Source organism: Streptomyces sp. NPDC000345, from assembly GCF_042898825.1.
GTDB lineage: Bacteria > Actinomycetota > Actinomycetes > Streptomycetales > Streptomycetaceae > Streptomyces.
The window spans coordinates 206,182-227,918 of sequence record NZ_JBIAZE010000002.1; the positions used below are offsets into that span (position 1 = coordinate 206,182).

Annotated in this window: 21 protein-coding genes and 1 pseudogene; 15 read left to right on the forward strand and 7 right to left on the reverse strand. The window is 72.4% G+C overall.

The genetic code is table 11. The annotated features are described in order from the left end of the window. Positions 1 to 283: 283 nt before the first annotated feature. Positions 284 to 859 (forward strand): response regulator transcription factor, encoded by a 576-nt coding sequence (locus tag ACFY30_RS05405; protein ID WP_390843829.1) that lies wholly within the window; start codon positions 284 to 286, stop codon positions 857 to 859. Positions 860 to 1,253: 394 nt separating this feature from the next. On the opposite strand, the pseudogene ACFY30_RS05410 reads toward ACFY30_RS05405, so the two are convergent. Beyond that, a pseudogene (locus ACFY30_RS05410) lies at positions 1,254 to 1,499 on the reverse strand (transposase family protein); the annotation flags it as partial. A 75-nt stretch (positions 1,500 to 1,574) separates the two neighbouring features. Continuing rightward, the gene (locus ACFY30_RS05415) at positions 1,575 to 3,089 is read right to left on the reverse strand and encodes an IucA/IucC family protein (protein ID WP_390843830.1); all 1,515 of its coding nucleotides are present in this window, start codon (positions 3,087 to 3,089) and stop codon (positions 1,575 to 1,577) included. 95 nt (positions 3,090 to 3,184) lie between these two features. Between ACFY30_RS05415 and ACFY30_RS05420 the strand changes: the two genes are divergently transcribed. Genes ACFY30_RS05420 through ACFY30_RS05430 form a run of 3 tightly spaced genes read left to right on the forward strand, consistent with a single transcriptional unit; the run spans position 3,185 to position 6,095 of the window. Continuing rightward, a complete protein-coding gene (locus ACFY30_RS05420) occupies positions 3,185 to 4,825 on the forward strand; it encodes an IucA/IucC family protein (protein WP_390844191.1) in 1,641 nt (546 codons plus the stop codon). Between the two features lie 50 nt (positions 4,826 to 4,875). Beyond that, positions 4,876 to 5,790, forward strand: a complete 915-nt coding sequence (locus ACFY30_RS05425) for a HipA family kinase (RefSeq protein WP_390843831.1) — start codon at positions 4,876 to 4,878, stop codon at positions 5,788 to 5,790. Further along, the gene (locus ACFY30_RS05430; protein WP_390843832.1) at positions 5,787 to 6,095 is read left to right on the forward strand and encodes a SelT/SelW/SelH family protein; all 309 of its coding nucleotides are present in this window, start codon (positions 5,787 to 5,789) and stop codon (positions 6,093 to 6,095) included. Before ACFY30_RS05425 ends, ACFY30_RS05430 begins: the two co-directional genes overlap by 4 nt. Positions 6,096 to 6,098: 3 nt before the next feature. Here ACFY30_RS05430 and aceB read toward each other — a convergent pair whose 3' ends face one another. Both aceB and ACFY30_RS05440 read right to left on the reverse strand, forming a co-directional pair. Then, positions 6,099 to 7,724: a malate synthase A gene (gene aceB, locus ACFY30_RS05435; protein WP_390843833.1), complete on the reverse strand. Its 1,626-nt coding sequence runs from the start codon at positions 7,722 to 7,724 to the stop codon at positions 6,099 to 6,101. Positions 7,725 to 7,895: 171 nt separating this feature from the next. Next, positions 7,896 to 8,495 carry an NTP transferase domain-containing protein gene (locus tag ACFY30_RS05440; protein WP_390843834.1) on the reverse strand — a complete coding sequence of 200 codons (600 nt, stop codon included), beginning with the start codon at positions 8,493 to 8,495 and terminating at the stop codon, positions 7,896 to 7,898. Positions 8,496 to 8,678: 183 nt separating this feature from the next. Here ACFY30_RS05440 and ACFY30_RS05445 point away from each other — a divergent pair, with 183 nt between their 5' ends. Continuing rightward, positions 8,679 to 8,993: a DUF5955 family protein gene (locus ACFY30_RS05445; RefSeq protein ID WP_390843835.1), complete on the forward strand. Its 315-nt coding sequence runs from the start codon at positions 8,679 to 8,681 to the stop codon at positions 8,991 to 8,993. Between the two features lie 183 nt (positions 8,994 to 9,176). Here the strand turns inward: ACFY30_RS05445 and ACFY30_RS05450 are convergent, their stop codons facing one another. Continuing rightward, entirely contained in the window at positions 9,177 to 9,974 is a 798-nt protein-coding gene (locus ACFY30_RS05450) for an IclR family transcriptional regulator (RefSeq protein ID WP_390843836.1), read from the reverse strand. 278 nt (positions 9,975 to 10,252) lie between these two features. On the opposite strand from ACFY30_RS05450, the gene allB reads away from it, so the two are divergent. From allB to ACFY30_RS05475, 5 genes are all read left to right on the forward strand, one after another. Next, positions 10,253 to 11,593 (forward strand): allantoinase AllB, encoded by a 1,341-nt coding sequence (gene allB, locus ACFY30_RS05455; RefSeq protein WP_390843837.1) that lies wholly within the window; start codon positions 10,253 to 10,255, stop codon positions 11,591 to 11,593. A gap of 49 nt (positions 11,594 to 11,642) precedes the next feature. Continuing rightward, entirely contained in the window at positions 11,643 to 12,758 is a 1,116-nt protein-coding gene (gene alc, locus ACFY30_RS05460; RefSeq protein WP_390843838.1) for an allantoicase, read from the forward strand. A 98-nt stretch (positions 12,759 to 12,856) separates the two neighbouring features. Next, positions 12,857 to 13,678, forward strand: coding sequence for an AIM24 family protein (locus tag ACFY30_RS05465; protein WP_390843839.1), 822 nt, complete (start codon positions 12,857 to 12,859; stop codon positions 13,676 to 13,678). Positions 13,679 to 13,761: 83 nt separating this feature from the next. Next, entirely contained in the window at positions 13,762 to 14,388 is a 627-nt protein-coding gene (locus tag ACFY30_RS05470) for a dihydrofolate reductase family protein (RefSeq protein ID WP_390843840.1), read from the forward strand. A 96-nt stretch (positions 14,389 to 14,484) separates the two neighbouring features. Beyond that, the gene (locus ACFY30_RS05475; RefSeq protein WP_390843841.1) at positions 14,485 to 14,871 is read left to right on the forward strand and encodes a ribonuclease domain-containing protein; all 387 of its coding nucleotides are present in this window, start codon (positions 14,485 to 14,487) and stop codon (positions 14,869 to 14,871) included. Positions 14,872 to 14,939: 68 nt separating this feature from the next. Here ACFY30_RS05475 and ACFY30_RS05480 read toward each other — a convergent pair whose 3' ends face one another. After that, a complete protein-coding gene (locus ACFY30_RS05480; RefSeq protein WP_390843842.1) occupies positions 14,940 to 15,140 on the reverse strand; it encodes a hypothetical protein in 201 nt (66 codons plus the stop codon). Positions 15,141 to 15,340: 200 nt separating this feature from the next. Here ACFY30_RS05480 and ACFY30_RS05485 point away from each other — a divergent pair, with 200 nt between their 5' ends. Next, positions 15,341 to 16,618 (forward strand): histidine kinase, encoded by a 1,278-nt coding sequence (locus tag ACFY30_RS05485; protein WP_390843843.1) that lies wholly within the window; start codon positions 15,341 to 15,343, stop codon positions 16,616 to 16,618. 89 nt (positions 16,619 to 16,707) lie between these two features. Continuing rightward, positions 16,708 to 17,379 (forward strand): response regulator, encoded by a 672-nt coding sequence (locus ACFY30_RS05490; RefSeq protein ID WP_390843844.1) that lies wholly within the window; start codon positions 16,708 to 16,710, stop codon positions 17,377 to 17,379. Positions 17,380 to 17,701: 322 nt separating this feature from the next. Here the strand turns inward: ACFY30_RS05490 and ACFY30_RS05495 are convergent, their stop codons facing one another. Beyond that, positions 17,702 to 18,706 (reverse strand): Gfo/Idh/MocA family oxidoreductase, encoded by a 1,005-nt coding sequence (locus ACFY30_RS05495; RefSeq protein ID WP_390843845.1) that lies wholly within the window; start codon positions 18,704 to 18,706, stop codon positions 17,702 to 17,704. 117 nt (positions 18,707 to 18,823) lie between these two features. On the opposite strand from ACFY30_RS05495, the gene ACFY30_RS05500 reads away from it, so the two are divergent. From ACFY30_RS05500 to ACFY30_RS05510, 3 genes are all read left to right on the forward strand, one after another. Beyond that, positions 18,824 to 19,573, forward strand: a complete 750-nt coding sequence (locus tag ACFY30_RS05500; protein ID WP_390658995.1) for a GntR family transcriptional regulator — start codon at positions 18,824 to 18,826, stop codon at positions 19,571 to 19,573. Between the two features lie 239 nt (positions 19,574 to 19,812). Further along, a complete protein-coding gene (locus ACFY30_RS05505; RefSeq protein ID WP_390658869.1) occupies positions 19,813 to 20,961 on the forward strand; it encodes an ROK family glucokinase in 1,149 nt (382 codons plus the stop codon). 97 nt (positions 20,962 to 21,058) lie between these two features. Then, the gene (locus ACFY30_RS05510; protein WP_390843846.1) at positions 21,059 to 21,652 is read left to right on the forward strand and encodes a sugar kinase; all 594 of its coding nucleotides are present in this window, start codon (positions 21,059 to 21,061) and stop codon (positions 21,650 to 21,652) included. The last annotated feature ends 85 nt before the right edge of the window (positions 21,653 to 21,737 follow it).

Here is a 21,737-nt window from a genome sequence, read left to right on the forward strand (position 1 = left end):
CATGCTCATCTATCAGGGGGCGGACCTTCCAGGTTTCAACGTGAGGAAATGGGGGGCCTGATATGAGTAACGGGGGATCGCTGATATGGCCAGCGTGAAAAACAGGTTAATTTGGCAACCGGTTTCTAGCGGTGAAAGTCATGAAAACTACGGCAGTCGGACAGGCGACTTGGCGCCTGACATATCTGGCGGACGAGCCTCCCTGCGGGCTGGACGATCCCTGTCGCAGACCGGGATAGCGCTGATAATCGAAGACGACATTCGTCGGTACAGTATCGAGGGAATGCTTCGTTCGCTCGACATCCAGTTGACAGTTAAATCCGTCACGGACGCCGAAGGTCTCTCGACCTTCTGCAACGGTCGGCTGGTCATTTCAGACAGCAATGCTTTGGAGTCTGTACCTGGCGAGATCGCTGAAAAGCTGAGCATGCAGAACGCGCGTGTACTGATCCTGGTGGATTCGGCAGACGTTGTGGAGCAATCCTGGGCCGATCGTGCAAGCGGTTTCCTGGACTGGGCGGATCTGTGCCCCGCGTCCCTGCGTGAAGCGATCGTCGACGTGAAGGCCGGACGATTCCATGTGTCGGCGACGCTGGCGCGACGGTCCGTGACGGCGTCTGACCAGGGCGGTGATGACACCACCTCGAAGCGCGCGTCGATGATTTCACTGACGGCGCGTGAACACCAGGTGCTGCGCCTGATTGCCGAGGGGCTGAGTAACCGACAAGTCGCTCGATCGCTGAGTATCTCCGAACATGGAGTCAAGCGCACGGTCGGGATCATTTTGGCCAAGCTCAACTGCCCAAATCGGACTCTTGCGGTCGTTCGGGCCATGGAGTCGGGGCTCCTCGTTATGTGAGGTGTCGACCGATTGGCGAAGTTCTGTCCGTCGGCATAGCTGGTCCAGAATTAAACTTCTTGGTCGACTGTGCCATGGGGTGGGCTGTCCTCTATCCGTCTCGGCCTGCCCCTGCTTGACGAGCGAGCTGCAGAGGGCTGGGGTGTTCGCGAATGCCCCAGCCCTTGAGTCTGTGAATTGCGGTGCTGAATTTCCCCCTGGGGTCATTGATTCCGGATGGGAATAAGCCTCCTGGGGTCGGGCTGCCTTGTTTCCCTTCCGTGTCGGCCGCACCCGGATTGCGGCGAATACCTCGAACAATACTCGACCTTTCGCCACTGATCCTGTCCGCGCTCCACTGCTCTTCCGGCTCGGCCGACTTGTCGGCCCGGTTCCGCAGTTGGCATTCCTTCGGTTTCAGAGTGAGGGCGGCCGCGGCAATTGACGACATTCGATCTGGGCTGCACCGGGATCTGCGGAAGACGAGCCAGGACTTCAGCCGTGCGACGCCGCGCTCGACCGGTGCCCGTGTCGCGGAACAGTGCCCGGTTGACGCATCGCCGGGTCGGCGTGAGCTCACACCCGGTGGGCGTCTGAGGGGTGTCGTCACCCACGAACCGGCTCCGATGCAGGCCCGGTCGGCGAGGATCGGGACGCCTCGTGCGGCGGCCGGCACCTGTCGACCCAGGTGTAGGAGTGCGCGCCGATCCTGGACGGCCTCGCAGCGGAAGCGACGTCAGTCCGCGTCCGGCGCGAGCGGGTTGGGCAGTTCGGCCCACTGGTCCCCGGCCGCTCCGGGCGACAGCCGCATCAGCGTCAGTGCCTTCGCCGGCAGCGGCCGCTCGCACAGTGCCGCCAGATCGGCGGTGCGCGGCAGCTCCCGTACGGCCGTCTCCAGCGCCGCCCGCAGCGCCGTACGGCTCCCCGTGGTGGCCGCCAGCGACCCCGCCACCAGCGAGCCGTACAGCTTGCGCCGCAGGGCCGTCACGTCGTCCGTGAGGATGCGCGCCGGCAGGCCGTCCGGCAGCGGCACGCCGTGCCGGGCCAGACGGGACGGGGCGACACGGATGTCGGCGAGGTCGCGGTAGACCAGCCGCAGCGGGGTGCCCGACGCCGACAGGACGACGAGGAGGTTCTGACCGTGCGCCTCCAGGGCCACCCCCAGCTCCAGCAGACGCAGGCCGACGGTCAGGGCGAGCCGCGCGAACCCGGCCGACCAGGCGGGGGAGCCGGGCAGGCCGGTGCCGGCGAGGGCGGCCACCGGGACGACGTGCTCGCCCGGGCCCGCGTACACCGCGGGCGACTCCCGCAGCACCGCCGCGAGCTCCGGCGAGTCGGGGGTCGCCGCGCCCAGGGTGCGGGTGACGTGCAGCAGACCGTCCGTGCGCGCGGCGAGGGTCTCCGCGAAGTCCGACAGGGCCGCCGAGGAGGCGACGGACGCCACGGAGATGTCCCGCACCGAGGACGTCAGCCGGGCACTCAGCGCGGTCTTCACATGCGGTCCGCCGGGAATCGCCAGGGTGCGCAGCGACATCAGCGGACGCGCCGTCACCCCCCGCTCGCACGACCGCTTCAGCACATGCGCCGCCTGCCACGGATGCACCGGGATCAGCAGCCGCTCCCCGTCCCGCAGGTCCTCGGGCCACGCGCCCGACACCAGGCACTCCCCGGCCGGCACCGGAAAGAGTCCCAGCCGCACCGACGGGCGGTGCTCCGGCCCGTACGCCAGCTGCTCGGCGACCGAGAAGCCGGGCCGGGAACGGCAGTTGGGGTGATACGGGTGCCCGTCGACGACCCGCTGCTCCCACTCCCAGTCGTGCGCCGGCCACGCCGGCTCCGGGGAGACGGGCTCCTGCGCGGCCCGGGAGAGCGCCAGCGAGGCTGCGCTGTGCCCGAGTTCGGCGGCGAAACCCCCGCCGTGCGGCACCGCGAGCTCCGTCATCAGCCGCGCCGGATCGTCGTACGCCACCCGGTCCAGCCGTACCTCGCTCACGTACCCCGCGGTCGCGTACGGGTCGGCCCGCGGGCCGTGCAGCCGGCGGCCGTCCGCCAGCCGCAGGGTGAGGCCCTCCCGGCCGGACTCCCGGCGGACGATCCAGGGCAGCGGTTCGTGGGCGAGGGCCCGCCACAGCCGGGTCAGCACGGCCGCCCGGGCGCCGGGCAGCGCGGCGGCGAACCGGGGTCCGAGAGCGGGGCGCAGCGCGGCCAGTTCGGCCGCCACCTCGGACTCGGCGCTGGGGGGTCGGTGCACGGGTGGGCTCCTCGGGGTGCGGGTACGTCAGTCACGGAGGGGCCGTGACGACAGCGATACTGATCGTCTCCGCCCAGAAGAACCGTAGGGAACGAGTGGATCGCGTGGATCTCATCCCCCCGCCCGCCGAGACCGCGACGCCCGCCGACGCAGCCGTGGACGACGCCATGGCCGACGCCTGCGCGGTCGCGCCGTTGCTCAACTGTCTCCTGCGGGAGGTGGCCGAGCCGCTGCCGGGGGCCTCCGCGCCGGACGGGTGGGCGCAGTACCGGCTGCCCGGTACCGGGCGGCTGCTGCGGGTGCGCGGCACCCGGCGGCCCGCCGGGCCCGAGGTCCGCTCGTCCGGCGTCTGGCAGCCGCTCGGCCACACCGAACTGGTCAAGCTGGTCGCGGAGGAGCTGCGCCGCCACACCGGCCTGTCCAACCACGAACTGCCCGCCGAGATCATCGACAGCAGGGACGCGGTCGCCGCGCTGCTCGCGGCACGCGCGCGTGCGACCCCGCCCCCCGGCCGCTACCGGCGCTCCGAGCAGTCCCTCGTCACCGGCCACCCGCACCACCCCGCCCCCAAGGCGCGCGGCGGCGGCCCCGTAGCCGGCTGGCTGCCGTACGCCCCCGAGGCGTACGCCGCGTTCCCGCCGGCCCTGCTGGGCGTGCGCGAGGACCTGGTCGTCGAGGAGGGCGACACCTCCGCGCTGGACGCGCTGGGCGCGGCCCCGCCGGGCTACCGGCTGCTGCCCGCCCACCCCTGGCAGCTCGACCTGGCTGCCCCGGCGCTGGCCCCGGCGTTCGCCGACGGCCGTCTCGTCCGGCTCGGCACGGCAGGCTTCACGGCCTGGCCCACGGCCGCCGTGCGCACCCTGTACGCGCCCGGCCGTGACCTGTTCCTGAAGTTCAGCCTCGATGTGCGCATCACCAACGACGTCCGCCGGCTGTGGCGCCACGACCTGCTGAAACTGCGCCGCACCGACGCGGCGGTCACCCGGGCATTCGCCGCGCTCGACGGCCCGGCGGCCTGGCTCAGCGACCGCGGCTACCGCACCGCGTCCTTCGCGTTCGAGGAACTGGCCGTCCTGGTCCGTGACGGCCTCGACGGCCATGTCCTGCCCGGTGCCACCCCGCTGCTCGCCGCGGGTCTGGTGGAGGGCTTCGAGGGCAGCCCGCTCGACGGGGCCCTGCGGCCGGCAGGGGGCGGTGCGGCGGCCCGGGCGACCAGTGGCGTGGCGGTCCGCTCGACGGGTGGTGCGGCGGCCGGGGGTCCGCTGGACCCGGCTGCCTGGTGGGAGGCGTATCTGAGGGCTGTCGTGCCTCCGGTCCTCGCGGTGTTCGCCGACCACGGCGTCGTGCTCGAGGCGCATCTGCAGAACACGCTGGTCGCCGTCGACGAGGACGGCATGCCGGTGCAGGCGGTGTTCCGGGACGCCGAGGGCGTGAAGCTCGCGGCGGACGTGGAGCGGGCCGCCGGCTGGGAGCGGCTGGTGTACTGCCTGGTCGTCAACCACCTCACCGAGATCGCCGCCGTCCTCGCCGAACGGCACCCCGGCTTCGACCCCTGGCCGGCCGCCCGCCGCGAACTGGCCCGCCACGACCTGCCCGAGGTGCGCGACCTGCTCGCGGCGCCCGCCCTGCCCGGCAAGACCAACCTGCTGCTGCGCTGGACCGGCGCGGACGGTGCCGACGCCCGCTACCTGCCGCTGCCGAACCCGCTGGCCCGCGGACGGGACGCCCCGGCGTGATCCGCCCGGGCGCGATCCGTACGTACATGATCTGAATTACGCTGGCCGGTGTGCTGCGCGAAGTGACTGCCGTCCGATACGTGAACCCGCTGCGGTCCGGCGGCTCCGTCCCCGGGGTCGTCGAGGCCGACGACCTGGGCACGTACGTCGTGAAGTTCACCGGCTCCGCGCAGGGCCGCAAGGCGCTGGTCGCCGAGGTGATCGTCGGGGAGCTGGCCCGTGCGCTCGGACTGAGGTTCCCCGAGCTGGTGTTCGTGCACTTCGACCCGGCCGTCGCCGACCACGAGCCGCACCAGGAGGTGCGGGACCTGCACAGCGCGAGCGCGGGCCTCAACCTCGGCATGGACTTGCTGCCGGGGGCGAAGGACTTCACGCCCGAGGTGGCCCGGTCCTTCCGGGTGGACCCGCTGGAGGCCGGGAAGATCGTCTGGCTGGACGCCCTGACCGCGAACGTCGACCGCACGGTCCACAGCTCCAACCTGATGATCTGGCCCACCCTCGGGACCGTGCCGCCGCGGCTGTGGCTCATCGACCACGGCGCCGCGCTCGTCTTCCACCACCGCTGGGACGGCGCCGACCCCGCCAGGGCCTACGACTTCCGCCACCACGCCCTCGGCCACTACGGCCCGGACGTGCGCGCCGCCGACGGGGAACTGGCGCCGAAGGTGACACGGGGACTGCTGCGGGACATCGTGGCCGAGGTCCCGGACGCGTGGCTGGCCGGCGAGGAGGGCTTCGCGACGCCGGACGCGGTCCGTGAGACGTACGTGGACCACCTCCACGCGCGCGCGGCGGCCTCCGCGGCCTGGCTGCCCACCGACTTCCCCAGCCGGGAGGAGCTCGCCGCCGAGGAGGCCCTGCGCGCGGCGAGGACGGAACAAGGACGGCCGAGCTGGCTCAAGCGGGTCCCCGACCTGCACGGCAAGCCGGCCGCGGAACAGGATTGGTCGGTGCACCTCGGATGACGGAGCCCTCGTCGGCGGCCGACGCGCGCGACCCGCGGCGGGTCGAGATCGAGTACTGCACCCAGTGCCGCTGGCTGCCGCGTGCCGCCTGGCTGGCACAGGAACTGCTCACGACCTTCGAGGCCGAGCTGACGGAGCTGTCGCTGAAGCCCGGCAAGGGCGGGGTGTTCGTCGTCCGGGTGGGCGACGAGGTGGTCTGGGACCGTCGCGAGCAGGGCTTCCCGGAACCGACGGCGGTCAAGCGCCTCGTACGCGACCGGGTGGCCCCGGGGAAGTCCCTGGGCCACTCGGACAGGCCTGAGTGAGCGTCAGCCCCTGAGCTGCTCGTAGGCGGGCAGGGTGAGGAAGTCGGCGTAGTCCTCGTCGAGCGCGACCTCCAGGAGCAGATCGTGGGCCTGCTGCCAGTGGCCGGCGGCGAACGCCTCCTCGCCCAGCTCGGCGCGGATGTTCCGCAGCTCCTCGGCGGCGACCTTGCGGGTCAGTTCCGGGGTCGCCTTCTCGCCGTTCTCGAACTCGACGCCGGCGTTGATCCACTGCCAGATCTGCGAGCGGGAGATCTCGGCGGTGGCCGCGTCCTCCATCAGGTTGAAGATGGCGACCGCGCCGAGCCCGCGCAGCCAGGCCTCGATGTAGCGGATGCCGACCTGTACGGCGTTGACGAGTCCCTGGTACGTCGGCCTGGCGTCCAGCGAGTCGACGGCGATCAGGTCGGCCGCCTCGACATGGACGTCCTCGCGGAGGCGGTCCTTCTGGTGCGGCCGGTCGCCGAGCACCTTGTCGAAGGACTCCATCGCGATGGGGACCAGGTCGGGGTGGGCGACCCAGGAGCCGTCGAAACCGTCGCCCGCCTCCCGGTCCTTGTCGGCGCGGACCTTCTCGAAGGCCACCCTGTTGACCTCCGCGTCCCGCCGGGAGGGGATGAACGCCGCCATGCCGCCGATGGCGTGCGCGCCGCGCTTGTGGCAGGTGCGGACGAGGAGTTCGGTGTACGCGCGCATGAACGGGGCGGTCATCGTCACGGCGTTGCGGTCCGGCAGCACGAAACGGGGGCCGCCGTCACGGAAGTTCTTCACGATGGAGAACAGGTAGTCCCAGCGGCCCGCGTTCAGCCCCGAGGCGTGCTCGCGGAGTTCGTAGAGGATCTCCTCCATCTCGTACGCGGCCGTGATCGTCTCGATCAGGACGGTCGCCCGGACGGTGCCCTGGGGGATGCCGACGTGGTCCTGCGCGAAGACGAACACGTCGTTCCACAGGCGGGCCTCGAGGTGCGACTCCGTCTTCGGGAGGTAGAAGTACGGGCCCTTGCCGAGCTCCAGCAGCCGCCGGGCGTTGTGGAAGAAGTACAGGCCGAAGTCGACGAGGGCGCCCGGGACGGGGGTGCCGTCGGCGTCGACCAGGTGCCGCTCGTTCAGGTGCCAGCCGCGCGGCCGCATGACGACCGTCGCCAGCTCCTCGTCGGGGCGCAGGGCGTAGGACTTGCCGGACCCCGGGTCGGTGAAGTCGATGCTGCGGGTGTACGCGTCGATCAGGTTGAGCTGACCGTGGACCACGTTCTCCCAGGTCGGTGCCGAGGCGTCCTCGAAGTCCGCGAGCCAGACCTTCGCGCCCGAGTTGAGGGCGTTGATGGTCATCTTGCGGTCGGTGGGGCCGGTGATCTCCACCCGGCGGTCGTCCAGGGCCGCGGGGGAGGGGGCCACCCTCCAGGAGTCGTCGGCGCGGATCGCGGCGGTCTCCGGGAGGAAGTCGAGCGAGGAGGTGCGGGCGATCTCGGCGCGGCGCTCCGCGCGGCGGGCGAGGAGCTCGTCACGCCGGGGGGTGAACCGCCGGTGCAGCTCGGCCACGAAGGCGAGGGCGGCCTCGGTGAGGACCTCCTCCTGCCGCGGCAGGGGCTCGGCGTCGACGACGGCCAGCGGGGACGGCGCTGGTGCGGACATCAGCTGTCACTTCCTTCAGCGAGCGTGGCACCGGGTGCCCTTGCGGAATTGGATACTAGTTTCCTCATCGTGGAAGTTCAATGTTTTGTTGATGTCGAGATTCTCCGGGTCGAGGCGGTCGCGGGGCGGCCGGGGTAACCGAGGCGAAAGGGGGGCGCGCGGCGCTCCTCCTCACTCCAGATGGCTCAGATCGGCCTCCGTGTCGATGTCGTAGGGCCGGGCCACGTCACCGCACTCGACGAGGGTGAGCGCGGCCGCGCGTGCCTTCAGATAGGCGCGCGCCCCCTGGTCACCGCTCGCGCTCGCCGCGACGCCCGCCCAGTGGGCGGCGCCGAACAGGACCGGATGTCCGCGGACACCGTCGTAGGAGGCGGCCGCGAGCGACTCCTCGTCCTCGAAGGCGGCACGTGTGCGGGCCGCCGCCTCCGGGCCGATGCCCGGCTGGTCGACCAGCGAAACGAGCGCCGCCCGCGCCCCCGTCCCGGCGAGCGAGGCGAGTCCGGCCCGCAGCGAGGTGCCCATGCCCTCCTCCCAGTCCGGGTTCTCCACGACCACGCACCCGTCGAGCCGCGCCCGCTCCCGTACGGCGTCGGCGGCGGCCCCCAGGACCACGTGCACGCGCGTGCAGCCCGCCGCCCGCAGCACCCCCACCGCGTGTTCCACCAGCGGCCGTCCCCGGTGCGTCAGCAGCGCCTTCGGCCGCCCGCCGAGCCGCCGTCCGCCGCCGGCCGCGAGCAGCAGACCGGCCACCTCGTCCTCCCTGTGCGTCATGGATCCTGCATACCGCATGGCGCCGACAGCGACTGGATCACGCTGCGCAGCAACTCGGTGACGCAGCGGACTGGCGCGCACGGTCCGAGGTGGCGTTAACTGGGCGCCCGCACCGACCGGGCGCCCGACCGACGCCCGGCGCGGGAACATGCACGCGCACAACGGGGTGCGAGGGGGAGGACTGTGTTGCGGAGCGTGGAGCAGAGGGCTGTGACCGGCAGCGACAAGGACTCGCGGGTGGTGGAGCTGCGCTCCGCCGTGTCCCGTCTGCGCCGGGAACTCGCCGCACACCCCGCGGAGTTCCCGGACCGGGACATCGCGGAGGAGGAACTGGCCGCCCTGGACGCCATGGCCGCCGCGGGCACGCCCGAGATACCGCGTCTGCGCCGCTCCCTGCTGCTGATCGCGGGGGCGATCGGCTCGGTCAGCGCACTGGCGCGAGGCCTGTCGCAGGTGCGCGAGGCGGTGGACCTGTTCGGCGAACCACCGCACCGCTGAGACACGGCCGCGCGGACGGCGCAGCCCCCTCCCCCTCGCTCGTCGCGCGCCGGGGGCCGACTCCCGGCCTCCCGGGCTCGCGGACCGGTTCGCAGACCTTGCTCCCGTGCGGCGTCGCACCGTGTGGGGGCCGTCCGGAGCACCCGCCGCCGGCCCGCTCCCCGCGTGAGCGGCTCGTCCCGGCTAGGCCGTCGGACCCGAGCTGGTCAGCGCCTCCGACAGTTCGCCCGCCACCTGCTGGAGCACGGGCACGATCTTCTCCGTCGCCGCGTCGGTGACACGGCCGGCCGGGCCGGAGATGGAGATGGCCGCCGCGGTGGGGGAGCCGGGGACGGAGACCGCGAGGCAGCGCACCCCGATCTCCTGCTCGTTGTCGTCGACCGCGTAGCCCGCGCGCCGCACGTCCGCCAGCGCCGCGAGGAAGCCCTCCGGCGTGGTGATCGTCTTCTCGGTGGCGGCCGGCATGCCGGTACGCGCCAGCAGGGCGCGCACCTCGGCGTCCGGGAAGCCCGCGAGCAGCGCCTTGCCCACGCCCGTGGAGTGCGGCAGCACCCTGCGGCCGACCTCGGTGAACATCCGCATCGAGTGCTTGGACGGCACCTGTGCCACGTACACGATCTCGTCCCCGTCGAGCAGCGCCATGTTCGCCGTCTCGCCGGTCTCCTCGACCAGCCGGGCCAGGTACGGCCGCGCCCAGGTGCCCAGCAGCCGGGACGCGGACTCGCCGAGCCGGATCAGCCGCGGTCCCAGCGCGTAGCGGCGGTTGGCCTGCTGGCGGACGTACCCGCAGGCCACCAGGGTGCGCATCAGGCGGTGGATGGTGGGCAGCGGCAGCCCGCTGCTCGCGGACAGCTCGCTGAGGCCGACCTCGCCGCCCGCGTCCGCCATCCGCTCGAGCAGGTCGAAGGCGCGCTCGAGGGACTGGACCCCGCCGCCTGCGGACTTGGCGGAGTCGGGGGTGCTGGCGCTCGACGTCGGCACGGCGCGTTCCTTTCGAAACCGGCGGGAAGAGCTGAAGCCTACCCGGGGGCCGGTTGACTCCTCGCTTGTACGTAGCTACGTTCTGCATTTCGGAATCTCGATTCCGTACTGTGGAAACGTCCAGAGTGCCGGGCGGGGGCGCATCCTGGGGGTGTGGCCTTGACGGACGTCAGCCGGGAGAGTGAGACTCCTTCAACAGAACGTTGAATTCCGTTACGTGGAAGTTTCACGGCAGCGAATCCCGTTGCGCGGAAGTGAACGGCGAGAGAGGGGTCCGGGTGTCCGACGCTGAACTGGTGCTGCGCTCGACGCGCGTCATCACTCCCGAAGGGACACGCGCCGCGTCGGTCGCCGTGTCCGCCGGGAGGATCACCGCTGTCCTGCCGCACGACGCCCCCGTCCCCGCGGGCGCCCGCCTGGAGGACCTCGGCGATCACGTCCTGCTGCCCGGCCTGGTCGACACCCATGTGCACGTCAACGACCCCGGCCGCACGCACTGGGAGGGCTTCTGGACCGCCACGCGCGCGGCGGCGGCCGGCGGCATCACCACCCTCGTCGACATGCCGCTCAACTCCCTTCCGCCGACCACGACCGTCGCCCACCTGAGGACGAAACAGGAGGTCGCCGCCGGCAAGGCGCACATCGACGTCGGCTTCTGGGGCGGCGCCCTGCCCGACAACGTCAAGGACCTGCGCCCGCTGCACGACGCCGGCGTCTTCGGCTTCAAGGCGTTCCTCTCCCCGTCCGGCGTGGACGAGTTCCCGCACCTGGACCAGGACGGACTGGCCCGGTCCCTGGCGGAGATCGCCGGCTTCGACGGGCTGCTGATCGTGCACGCCGAGGACCCGCACCACCTCGACGCGGCCCCGCAGCGGGGCGGCCCCCGGTACGCCGACTTCCTCGCCAGCCGTCCGCGGCTGGCCGAGGACACGGCCGTCGCCGCGCTCGTCGCCCAGGCGAAGCGGCTCCACGCGCGTGTGCACGTCCTGCACCTCTCCTCCAGCGACGCGCTGCCCCTGATCGCGGCGGCCAAGGCGGAGGGTGTCCGCATCACCGTCGAGACCTGCCCCCACTACCTCACCCTCACCGCCGAGGAGGTCCCGGACGGCGCCAGCGAGTTCAAGTGCTGCCCGCCCATCCGCGAGGCCGCCAACCAGGACCTGCTCTGGCAGGCGCTGGCCGACGGCACCATCGACTGTGTGGTGACCGACCACTCACCGTCGACCGCGGACCTGAAGACCGGCGACTTCGCCACCGCCTGGGGTGGCATCTCCGGCCTCCAGCTGAGCCTGGCGGCCGTCTGGACGGAGGCCCGCAGGCGGGGCCACGGCCTGGAGGACGTGGTCCGCTGGATGTCCACGCACACGGCGCGACTCGTCGGCCTGGACGCCCGCAAGGGCGCCATCGAGGCGGGCCGCGACGCCGACTTCGCCGTCCTGGCCCCCGACGAGACCTTCACCGTCGACCCGGCGGCCCTCCAGCACCGCAACCGCGTCACCGCGTACGCCGGCCGGACCCTCCACGGCGTCGTGAAGTCCACCTGGCTGCGCGGCGAACGCGTCGTCGCGGACGGCGAGTTCACCGAACCGAAGGGCGCGCTCCTCACGCGCACCCCCTGATCCCCGCGCACCCGCACCGGCCGACTCCCGAGAGGAAGACCTGATCACCGTGGCAGCGACACCTGGCTTCACCGGCGACGCGAACCCCTACGGCGGCGGCGACCCGTACGCGGACTACCGCACCGCCGACTTCCCGTTCACGCACCACGCCGACCTCGCCGACCGGCGGCTCGGTGCCGCCGTCATCGCCGCCAACGACGAGTTCTTCGCCGAGCGCGAGAACCTGCTGCTGCCCCATCGCGCCGAGTTCGACCCCGAGCACTTCGGGCACAAGGGCAAGATCATGGACGGCTGGGAGACCCGCCGCCGCCGCGGGGTCTCCGCCGACCACCCCTGGCCGGCCGCCGACGACCACGACTGGGCGCTGGTCCGCCTCGGTGCCCCCGGCGTGATCCGCGGGATCGTGGTCGACACCGCCCACTTCCGGGGCAACTACCCGCAGGCCGTCTCGGTCGAGGGCACGTCCGTCCCGGGCACCCCCTCCCCTGAGGAACTGCTGGGCGACGACGTGAAGTGGACGACGCTGGTTGCGCCCACCCCGGTCGGCGGCCACGCGGCGAACGGTTTCTCCATAGCCGTCGAACAGCGCTTCACCCACCTGCGCCTCAACCAGCACCCCGACGGCGGGATCGCCCGTCTGCGCGTGTACGGCGAGGTCGTACCGGACCCGCAGTGGCTGGAGGCGCTCGGCACCTTCGACGTCGTCGCCCTGGAGAACGGCGGCCGGGCCGAGGACGCCTCGGACCGCTTCTACTCACCGCCGGCGAACACCCTTCGGCCCGGCCGGTCCCGCCAGATGGACGACGGCTGGGAGACCCGCCGGCGCCGCGACCGGGGCAACGACTGGATCCGCTACCGGTTGGTGGCCCAGTCCCGCATCCGCGCCCTGGAGATCGACACGGCGTATCTGAAGGGCAACAGCGCGGGCTGGGCCTCGGTCTCCGTGCGCGACGGCGAGGAGGGCGAGTGGACGCAGATCCTTCCGCCCACCCGCCTCCAGCCCGACACCGACCACCGCTTCGTCCTCCCCGCCCCGGCCGTCGGCACGCACGCGCGCGTGGACATCTACCCGGACGGCGGCATCTCGCGCGTGCGTCTGTACGGCTCCCTGACGGAGGAGGGGGCGAGGAGGCTGGCGGCCCGCCACCAGGAACTGGGCGGTTAGGGCCCTTCTGATGGATCTCCGTGGGTGAAGGAGCGGCGTTCGGTCGACTCGCGCCCGGCGGGCGGAACTCTTCGCTCCACCTCCCGCGTTCTCCCCGTGTGACCCTTCAGCAAGAAATCGTCGGCAACGCCATGCAGATGGCGGTCGTCAACCTGGGCCCCGGCCAGACCGTGTACTGCGAGGCGGGGAAGTTCCTGTTCAAGACGACGAACGTGACCATGGAGACCCGGCTGGGCGGCCCGTCGGACGGCGGTGGCCGGCAGCCCCAGGGCGGCGGCGGTGGCGGCGGCATGGGCGGCATGCTGCGCCAGGCCATGGGCACCGCCATGCAGGTCGGCCAGCGCGCCCTCGCGGGCGAGTCGCTGGCGTTCCAGTACTTCACCGCGCAGGGCGGCGAGGGCACGGTCGGCTTCGCGGGCGTGCTCCCGGGCGAGATGCGCGCCCTGGAGCTGAACGGCACGCGCGCGTGGTTCGCCGAGAAGGACGCTTTCGTGGCCGCGGAGTCCACCGTCGAGTTCGGCATCGCCTTCCAGGGCGGCCGCACCGGCATGAAGGGCGGTGAGGGCTTCGTCCTGGAGAAGTTCACCGGGCACGGCACGGTCATCATCGCCGGCGCGGGCAACTTCATCGACCTCGATCCGGCGGACTTCGGCGGCCGCATCGAGGTCGACACCGGTTGCGTGGTCGCCTTCGAGGAGGGCATCCGGTACGGCGTCCAGCGGGTCGGCGGCCTCAACCGCCAGGGGATCATGAACGCCGTGTTCGGCGGCGAGGGTCTGTCCCTCGCCACCCTGGAGGGCAGCGGCCGGGTCATCCTGCAGTCGCTCACCATCGAGAGCCTCGCCAACGCCCTGAAGAAGGCCCAGGGCGGCGACAAGCAGGGCCCGACGGGCGGACTGTTCTCGACGAACGTGGGCTGAGGCGGGCCCACCGATGAGTTGCGGGCGCCGGCGGGGTCTGAGGTGATGACAACGGACCCCGCGCAAGAAAGCAGGCACCCGCCATGGGCAAGCTCGTCTCCACGATCTTCGTCACCCTCGACGGCGTCTACCAGGCGCCCGGCGGCCCCCAGGAGGACACCCGCGACGGCTTCGAGCACGGCGGCTGGAGCTTTCCGTACGGCGACGACGACTTCGGCGCCTTCATCACCGAGGTCTTCGACCGGGCCGGCGCGTTCCTCCTCGGCCGCCGGACGTACGACATCTTCGCCTCGTACTGGCCGAAGGTGACCGACCCCGGCGACCCCGTCGCCGGCAGGCTGAACGCGCTGCCGAAGTACGTCGCCTCCACGACCCTCACCGACCCGGGGTGGGCCGGCACCACGGTCGTCGGCGGTGACCTCGCCAAGGAGGTCACCGCCCTGAAGGAGAGCACCGACGGCGAGCTCCAGATGCACGGCAGCGGCGCTCTCGCCCAGTCCCTGCTGGCCCTCGACCTCGTCGACACGCTCCACCTGCTGAGCTTCCCGGTGGTGCTCGGCACCGGCCGCCGCTTCTTCGCCGACGGCGCCGTGCCGACCGCCTTCCGCCACACGGGCGGCCGGGTCACCGCGGCCGGCGTCTCCCTCCAGACGTACGCCCTGGAAGGCCGTCCGCGCTACGGCTCGTACGAGCTCCCGGACAACGGCTAGCGGCGGGTTAAATTCCCGAAAACTCAACGGACTTGACGGGAAAATCCTCGGAGTTGTCATTGACATGCCATGGTCTACGCGCGTCATCATGAGGGCATGAGATTCCCCCCACGGATCACCCGCATCGGCGCTTCGGCCGCCGTCCTGTCCGCCCTGCTCGTGGGCGGCACCGTCTCCGCCACGACGGCGCACGCCGCGGTCGGCAGCGTCTGCTACAGCGATCTGCCCTCCCAGGCGTACGACACGCTCGAGCTGATCGAGCAGGGCGGGCCGTTCCCGTACTCGCAGGACGGGGCCGTCTTCCAGAACCGGGAAGGCGTCCTGCCCGCTCAGTCCACGGGCTATTACCACGAGTACACCGTGAAGACGCCGGGCTCCTCCACGCGCGGCGCCCGCCGCGTGGTCACCGGCCGGCAGACCGACGAGGACTACTACACGGCCGACCACTACGCCACCTTCGACCTGATCGACTACGACTGCTGAGTCGTCCCCCCCCACGACGTTCAGGTCGACCGAGGAAAGGTGCGGCCTGCCGGAGGTCCGGCCCGCGCTCAGCCGGACTTCCGGCTCTCCGCGGCGGCGAACAGCGCGAACGCCAGTACCACCAGTGCGACGCTCGCGTAGACCTCGTAGCCGTCGAGGAAGCCGATCCGCTGCACGAGTCCCACCCGCCAGTGGGCGAACTCGTGCACCAGGCCCAGCACGCCCTGCACGAGGGCGAGGAAACCGAGTACCTCCAGCAGTTCCTTCATGATGAGGACCCTCGCCCTGCGGACCCCCCACGCACATCGGCCGCGGGGCGAGGCACGTCCGACCGAAGGCTCGGCCACGCCCGGCCGGGTGCGCCGAAAGTCGACGGCGGCGTGACTTTCGTAGGCGGTTGCGATCCGTCGGCAGCCGATCTTGCCGGGGACGGGGCGGCCCGGCCCCGCGCTGCGTAGATTGACCGGTCATGAGGGCAGACGACGGCGCGGTACGGACCCCGGACGCGCTCCACACCGCGCCCGGGGTCGTGCGCCGCCGGTGGCTGCTGCCGTCCGCGCTGGCCGCCGAGCTCGACCCGGACACCGAGCGGTCCGGGCGGCGGCCCCGGCGCACCGCGCGTGACTGGGTCGTCGACTTCACCTGCTTCCTGCTGGCCGTCGTCACCGGTCTGGTGGCCGCCGACGGCCTGGGCGACGACCCGGACCTCCCGCACGTGGTCGCCGTCGCCGACCAGTTCCTCGGCGCGCTCGCCTGTGCCGCGGTCTGGCTGCGCCGCCGCTGGCCGCTCGGGCTCGCCGTGGCGATGATCCCCGTCGGCTTCCTGTCGAACACGGCGGGCGGGGCCGGCCTGGTCGCCCTGTTCACTCTCGCCGTGCACCGGCCCTTCCGCTCCGTGGCCTGGGCCGGCGGCATCGGCCTCGCACTGGTCCCCGTGTTCTTCTGGCTGCGCCCGGAACCCGACCTGGACTACCCGGCCGCCGTGCTGTTCACCGTGCTCCTCACCCTCGCGGTCATCGGCTGGGGCATGTTCGTGCGGTCCAAGCGGCAGTTGATGCTCAGCCTGCGCGACCGGGCCCGGCGGGCCGAGACGGAGGCGCGGCTGCGGGCCGAGCAGGCGCAGCGGCTGGCCCGCGAGGCCATCGCGCGCGAGATGCACGACGTGCTCGCGCACCGGCTGACCCTGCTCAGCGTGCACGCCGGCGCACTGGAGTTCCGCCCGGACGCGCCCCGCGAGGAGATCGCGCGGGCGGCCGGGGTCATCCGGGAGAGCGCCCACGAGGCCCTGCAGGACCTGCGCGAGATCATCGGTGTCCTGCGGGCCGGCGAACCCGACGACGGCCGCCCGCAGCCGACGCTGGCCGCCCTGGACACGCTGGTCGCCGAGTCCCGCCAGGCCGGCATGAAGGTGACCCTCGACCGGCGCGTCACCGACCCGGCCGCCGTGCCCGCCTCCGTCGGCCGCACCGCCTACCGCATCACCCAGGAGTGCCTCACCAACGCCCGCAAGCACGCACCCGGCGCCGAGGCCGAGGTGACCGTCGCGGGCGGCCCCGGCGAGGGCCTCACCGTGATCGTGCGCAACCCCGCCCCCGAGGGTGACGTCCCGCCCGTGCCCGGCTCCGGCCAGGGACTCATCGGCCTGACCGAACGGGCGTCCCTGGCGGGCGGACGGCTGGAGCACGGTCCCCGGGACGACGGGGGGTTCGAGGTGCGGGGGTGGCTGCCGTGGCCCGCGACGGCCTGACGGCGGCCGGCCCCCGAGCCGCCGGCCGGACGACTGCCGTGCCGCCCCTCGGACAACTCCCGTACCGACGAGCGTGATTACGTAACGCCATGACTGCGATCAGACTCCTCCTCGTCGACGACGATCCCCTGGTGCGCGCCGGTCTGTCCCTCATGATGGGCGGCGCCGACGACATCGAGATCGTCGGAGAGGCCGCCGACGGCTCTCAGGCCGAGGCACTCGTCGACCGCACCCGCCCCGACGTCGTCCTCATGGACATCCGGATGCCGGCCGTGGACGGACTGACCGCCACCGAGCGGCTGCGCCGCCGCCAGGACGCCCCCCAGGTCGTGGTCCTCACCACCTTCCACGCCGACGAGCAGGTGCTGGGCGCCCTGCGCGCGGGCGCCGCCGGATTCGTCCTCAAGGACACCCCGCCCGCCGAGATCCTGGACGCGGTGCGCCGGGTCGCGGCGGGCGACCCCGTACTGTCGCCCGCCGTCACCCGGCAGCTGATGGACCACGCGGCGGGCTCGGCCGCCGACACCCGGCGCACCCGCGCGCGCGAACTGCTCGCCGCCCTGGGGGAGCGCGAACGCGAGGTCGCCGTCGCCGTCGGCCGGGGCCTGACCAACGCCGAGATCGCCGCCACGCTCTTCATGAGCGTCGCCACCGTCAAGGCCCACGTCTCCCGCGTCCTGGCCCGGCTCGGCCTCAACAACCGTGTGCAGATCGCCCTTCTCGCGTACGACGCGGGGCTTCTCGACGAGGGCGGGCGCTAAGGGGGGTGGCTCGAAAGTCCCGCACAGCACGCACCGGACACCCCGGGCACCGCACGGGACTTCCGAGACACCCCCTGGACGAGCAGTTCGGGTACGCGCGGGCGCGGCGCCGCACTCGCCGGCCCCCGGCCGTCCAGGGACGCCGGCCGGATCGGGATCACGTTCCGTATGAGAGCGTCGCCGCCGGCGTGGACCACGTCGGCGTCCCGCAGCTCGTCGCGGGCCGCCGACGGGGACGGCCCGTGGGCCGCCGGTGGGTCGCGGCGCTGCCGCGGGTGGCGCGGCCGGACCCGGTGGTGCCGTGACGTCGCGTCGTGGCGCCTCACTCCCCCCGGATCTCCGCCAGCGACACCGCCCTGCGCTCCCGGCGCGAGATGTCGCACGCCTCCGCGATCCGGAAGGCCTGCAGCGCCTCGCGTCCGTCGCAGGGGTTGGCGCGCTCGCCCCGGACCACTTCCACGAACGCGACCAGTTCCGCCTCGTACGCGGGCCCGAAGCGCTCCAGGAAGCCGCCCCAGGGCTTGTCCGCGGCCGGGGGACCGGTGGGCTCGGTGGAGGCGATCGGCGTACGGTCGTCCAGGCCGACCACGATCTGGTCGAGCTCGCCGGCCAGCTCCATGCGGACGTCGTAGCCGGCGCCGTTCAGCCGGGTCGCCGTGGCGGTGGCGAGGGTGCCGTCGTCGAGGGTGAGGACCGCCGCCGCGGTGTCGACGTCCCCCGCCGCCCGGAACATCGCGGGACCGGCGTCGGATCCGGTGGCGTACACCTCCCGCACCTCGCGCCCGGTCACCCAGCGCAGGCAGTCGAAGTCGTGGATGAGGGCGTCCCGGTAGATCCCGCCGGACACCGGCAGCCAGGCGGCGGGCGGCGGCGACTGGTCGGAGGTCAGCGCCCGCACGGTGTGCAGCCGCCCGAGCCGGCCGGACCGTACGGCCTCCCGGGCCCCCGAGTAGCCCGCGTCGAAGCGGCGCTGGAACCCCATCTGAAGGATCGTTCCCGCGGCCTCGACCTCGGCGATCGCCTGTAAGGTCCCCGCCAGGTCCAGGGCGATGGGTTTCTCGCAGAAGACCGGAAGGCCCGAGCGTGCTGCCCGACCGATCAGTTCGGCGTGGGCCGAGGTCGCCGTGGTGATCACCACCGCGTCCACGCCCCAGCGGAAGATCTCGTCCACCCCGGGGGCGGCCGTCTCGCCCAGCCGCAGCGCGAGCTCCTGGGCCCGCGCGGGGTCCGCGTCCGTCAGGATCAGGGATCCGACCTCGCGGTGACGGCTGAGTGTGTTCGCATGAATGGTGCCTATGCGGCCCGTCCCGATGACCCCGATGCGCATGAAAACAAAGTGACGTCGCAGGCCGCACGATGTCAATGCGTATGTCCGGACAACCGAACTACACAACTTCCCGTCAACAGCGCACGGAGCTACGCTCGGCGGGTGCCGAAACCAGAAGTGGACCCGACCGCGCAGCTCGAACTCCGTGTGGACCGCAGCTCCCCGGTGCCGTTGTACTTCCAGCTGTCGCAGCAGCTGGAGGCCGCGATCGAGCACGGATCGCTCACCCCCGGCAGCCTCCTGGGCAACGAGATCGAGCTCGCCGCGCGGCTCGGTCTGTCCCGTCCGACCGTGCGCCAGGCGATCCAGTCGCTCGTCGACAAGGGCCTGCTGGTGCGCCGCCGGGGCGTCGGCACACAGGTCGTGCACAGCCAGGTCAAGCGTCCGCTGGAGCTGAGCAGTCTCTACGACGACCTGGAGGCGGCCGGGCAGCGTCCCGCGACGACGGTCCTGGTCAACACGGTCGTCCCCGCGTCCGCCGAGGTCGCCGCCGCCCTCTCGGTCGCCGAGGGCAGTGACGTGCACCGGGTGGAGCGGCTGCGGCTCGCGCACGGCGAGCCGATGGCCTACCTGTGCAACCACCTTCCCTCCGGCCTCCTCGACCTGGACACCGGGCAGCTGGAGGCCACCGGCCTGTACCGCCTGATGCGGGCCGCCGGGATCACCCTGCACAGCGCCCGCCAGTCCATCGGCGCCCGCGCCGCCACGCCCGCCGAGGCCGAGCGGCTCGCCGAGGACGAGGGCGCCCCCCTGCTCACGATGCAGCGCACGACCTTCGACGACACCGGCCGGGCAGTGGAATTCGGCGACCACATCTACCGCCCCTCCCGCTACTCGTTCGAGTTCCAGCTGCTCGTACGGTCCTGAGGGCCGCCGTACGGTCCGAGGGCTGCCGACCCGGCCGTTCCGGTCGTATTGTGCGGACAAACAAGGGTGCGATTTCCGCCACGGCACGGCCGCCCTCGGCGGCGTGCGGCTGGGCCGGACCGCGGCCCCGCCGCGTGGGCGGGACCCGTCCGACGCCCCCGCGGGCGGCATTGGTCCGGAACCGCCCCGTTGATGCCCCGCTCGGCGTACGACGCGGCGGTGAGGCAGAATCGGCGGCGATGAGCACCTACGGCAACTTCAGCGCCCCCATCGGCTCCCGGCGCGCCCCCGCCCTGCGGACAGTGGGCACCAGGGAGCGCCGCTCGCACCTCACGGCACCCCGCGTGCCGACGGTGGGCATCGACATCGGCGGCACCAAGGTGATGGCGGGTGTCGTCGACGCCGACGGCAACATCCTGGAGAAGGTCCGCACCGAGACGCCGGACAAGTCCAAGAGCCCGAAGGTCGTCGAGGACACGATCGTCGAGCTGGTCCTGGACCTGTCCGACCGGCACGACGTGCACGCCGTCGGCATCGGCGCGGCCGGCTGGGTGGACGCCGACCGCAACCGCGTCCTGTTCGCGCCCCATCTGTCCTGGCGCAACGAGCCGCTCAGGGACCGCCTCTCGGGCCGGCTCTCCGTGCCCGTCCTCGTCGACAACGACGCCAACACCGCCGCCTGGGCGGAGTGGCGCTTCGGCGCGGGCCGCGGCGAGGACCACCTGGTCATGATCACGCTGGGTACCGGCATCGGCGGCGCGATCCTGGAGGACGGCCAGGTCAAGCGTGGCAAGTACGGGGTCGCGGGCGAGTTCGGACATATGCAGGTGGTGCCCGGCGGCCACCGCTGCCCGTGCGGCAACCGCGGCTGCTGGGAGCAGTACAGCTCAGGAAACGCCCTGGTCAGGGAGGCCAAGGAGCTGGCCGCCGCCGACTCCCCCGTGGCGTACGGGATCATCGAGCACGTCAAGGGGCAGATCGGTGACATCACCGGCCCGATGATCACCGAGCTGGCCCGCGAGGGCGACGCGATGTGCATCGAGCTGCTCCAGGACATCGGGCAGTGGCTCGGCGTCGGCATCGCCAACCTCGCCGCCGCCCTCGACCCGTCCTGCTTCGTGATCGGCGGCGGAGTGTCGGCCGCCGACGACCTGCTGATCGCCCCCGCGCGGGACGCGTTCAAGCGCCAGCTCACCGGGCGCGGCTACCGCCCCGAGGCCCGGATCGTCCGCGCCCAGCTCGGCCCCGAGGCCGGCATGGTCGGCGCCGCCGACCTCGCCCGCCTGGTCGCCCGCCGCTTCCGGCGCGCCAAGCGGCGCCGTGTCGAGCGCTTCGAGAGGTTCGAGCGGTTCACCGAGGCGGCCCGCCGCACCCAGGACACGGCATGACCCCCGCACCACCCCGCACCACCCCGCACGACCAGTACGGCCCGCACGACCAGGGACACCGCATGACCGCACCGCTCCGCACGGCCCGGGACGCCGGATGACCGCCTCGCTGCCCCGCCAGGCCGCACCCCCCGACGAGCCGCCCCGGCCGCCGGAGGACCGCCGTCATGTGATCCGGCGCCGGGCGCTCACCCTGCTGATCATCGTGCTGCTCATCGGCGTTCCGGCCGGCTACCTGGTGATCTCCGCCAACCAGAGCCGCGACAGCGGCAAGGACAAGGAGGCGAAGTACTCGGCGACCGGCCTGACCGAGGGCTGGCCCTCGAAGGTGCAGCGCCGCCTCTACCAGGTGCCGGTCCCGCACCCGTCCAACCAGGTCGCCTACTACGAGACCAACAACTGGAAGACCAGCCGGCTCTACGTGCAGTTCCAGACCACGCACGCCGGCCTGGACCAGTTCCTCGCGCAGATCGGCGTCAGCCGCGACGACCTGCGGAAGGGCGACATCACCATCAGCGCCCGCGACCAGGACGTCACGGGCTGGCGGTTCAGGGGCCCCGGCTCCCGCGAGGGCGAGTTCGCCGGCATCGTGCGCGAGAAGAAGAACCCGACGCCGACCCTGGACGTCGTCGTGAACTACGGCAACCCGACGTACCCCTTCGTCTACGTCGTCTCGCGCACGGTTCCCTGACCGGCCGCCGGGACCGATTGTCAGACCCCGCCCGTAGAGTCGAAGACGACTGATCCGGCATGCGGGCGGGAGGTGGACAGGACGT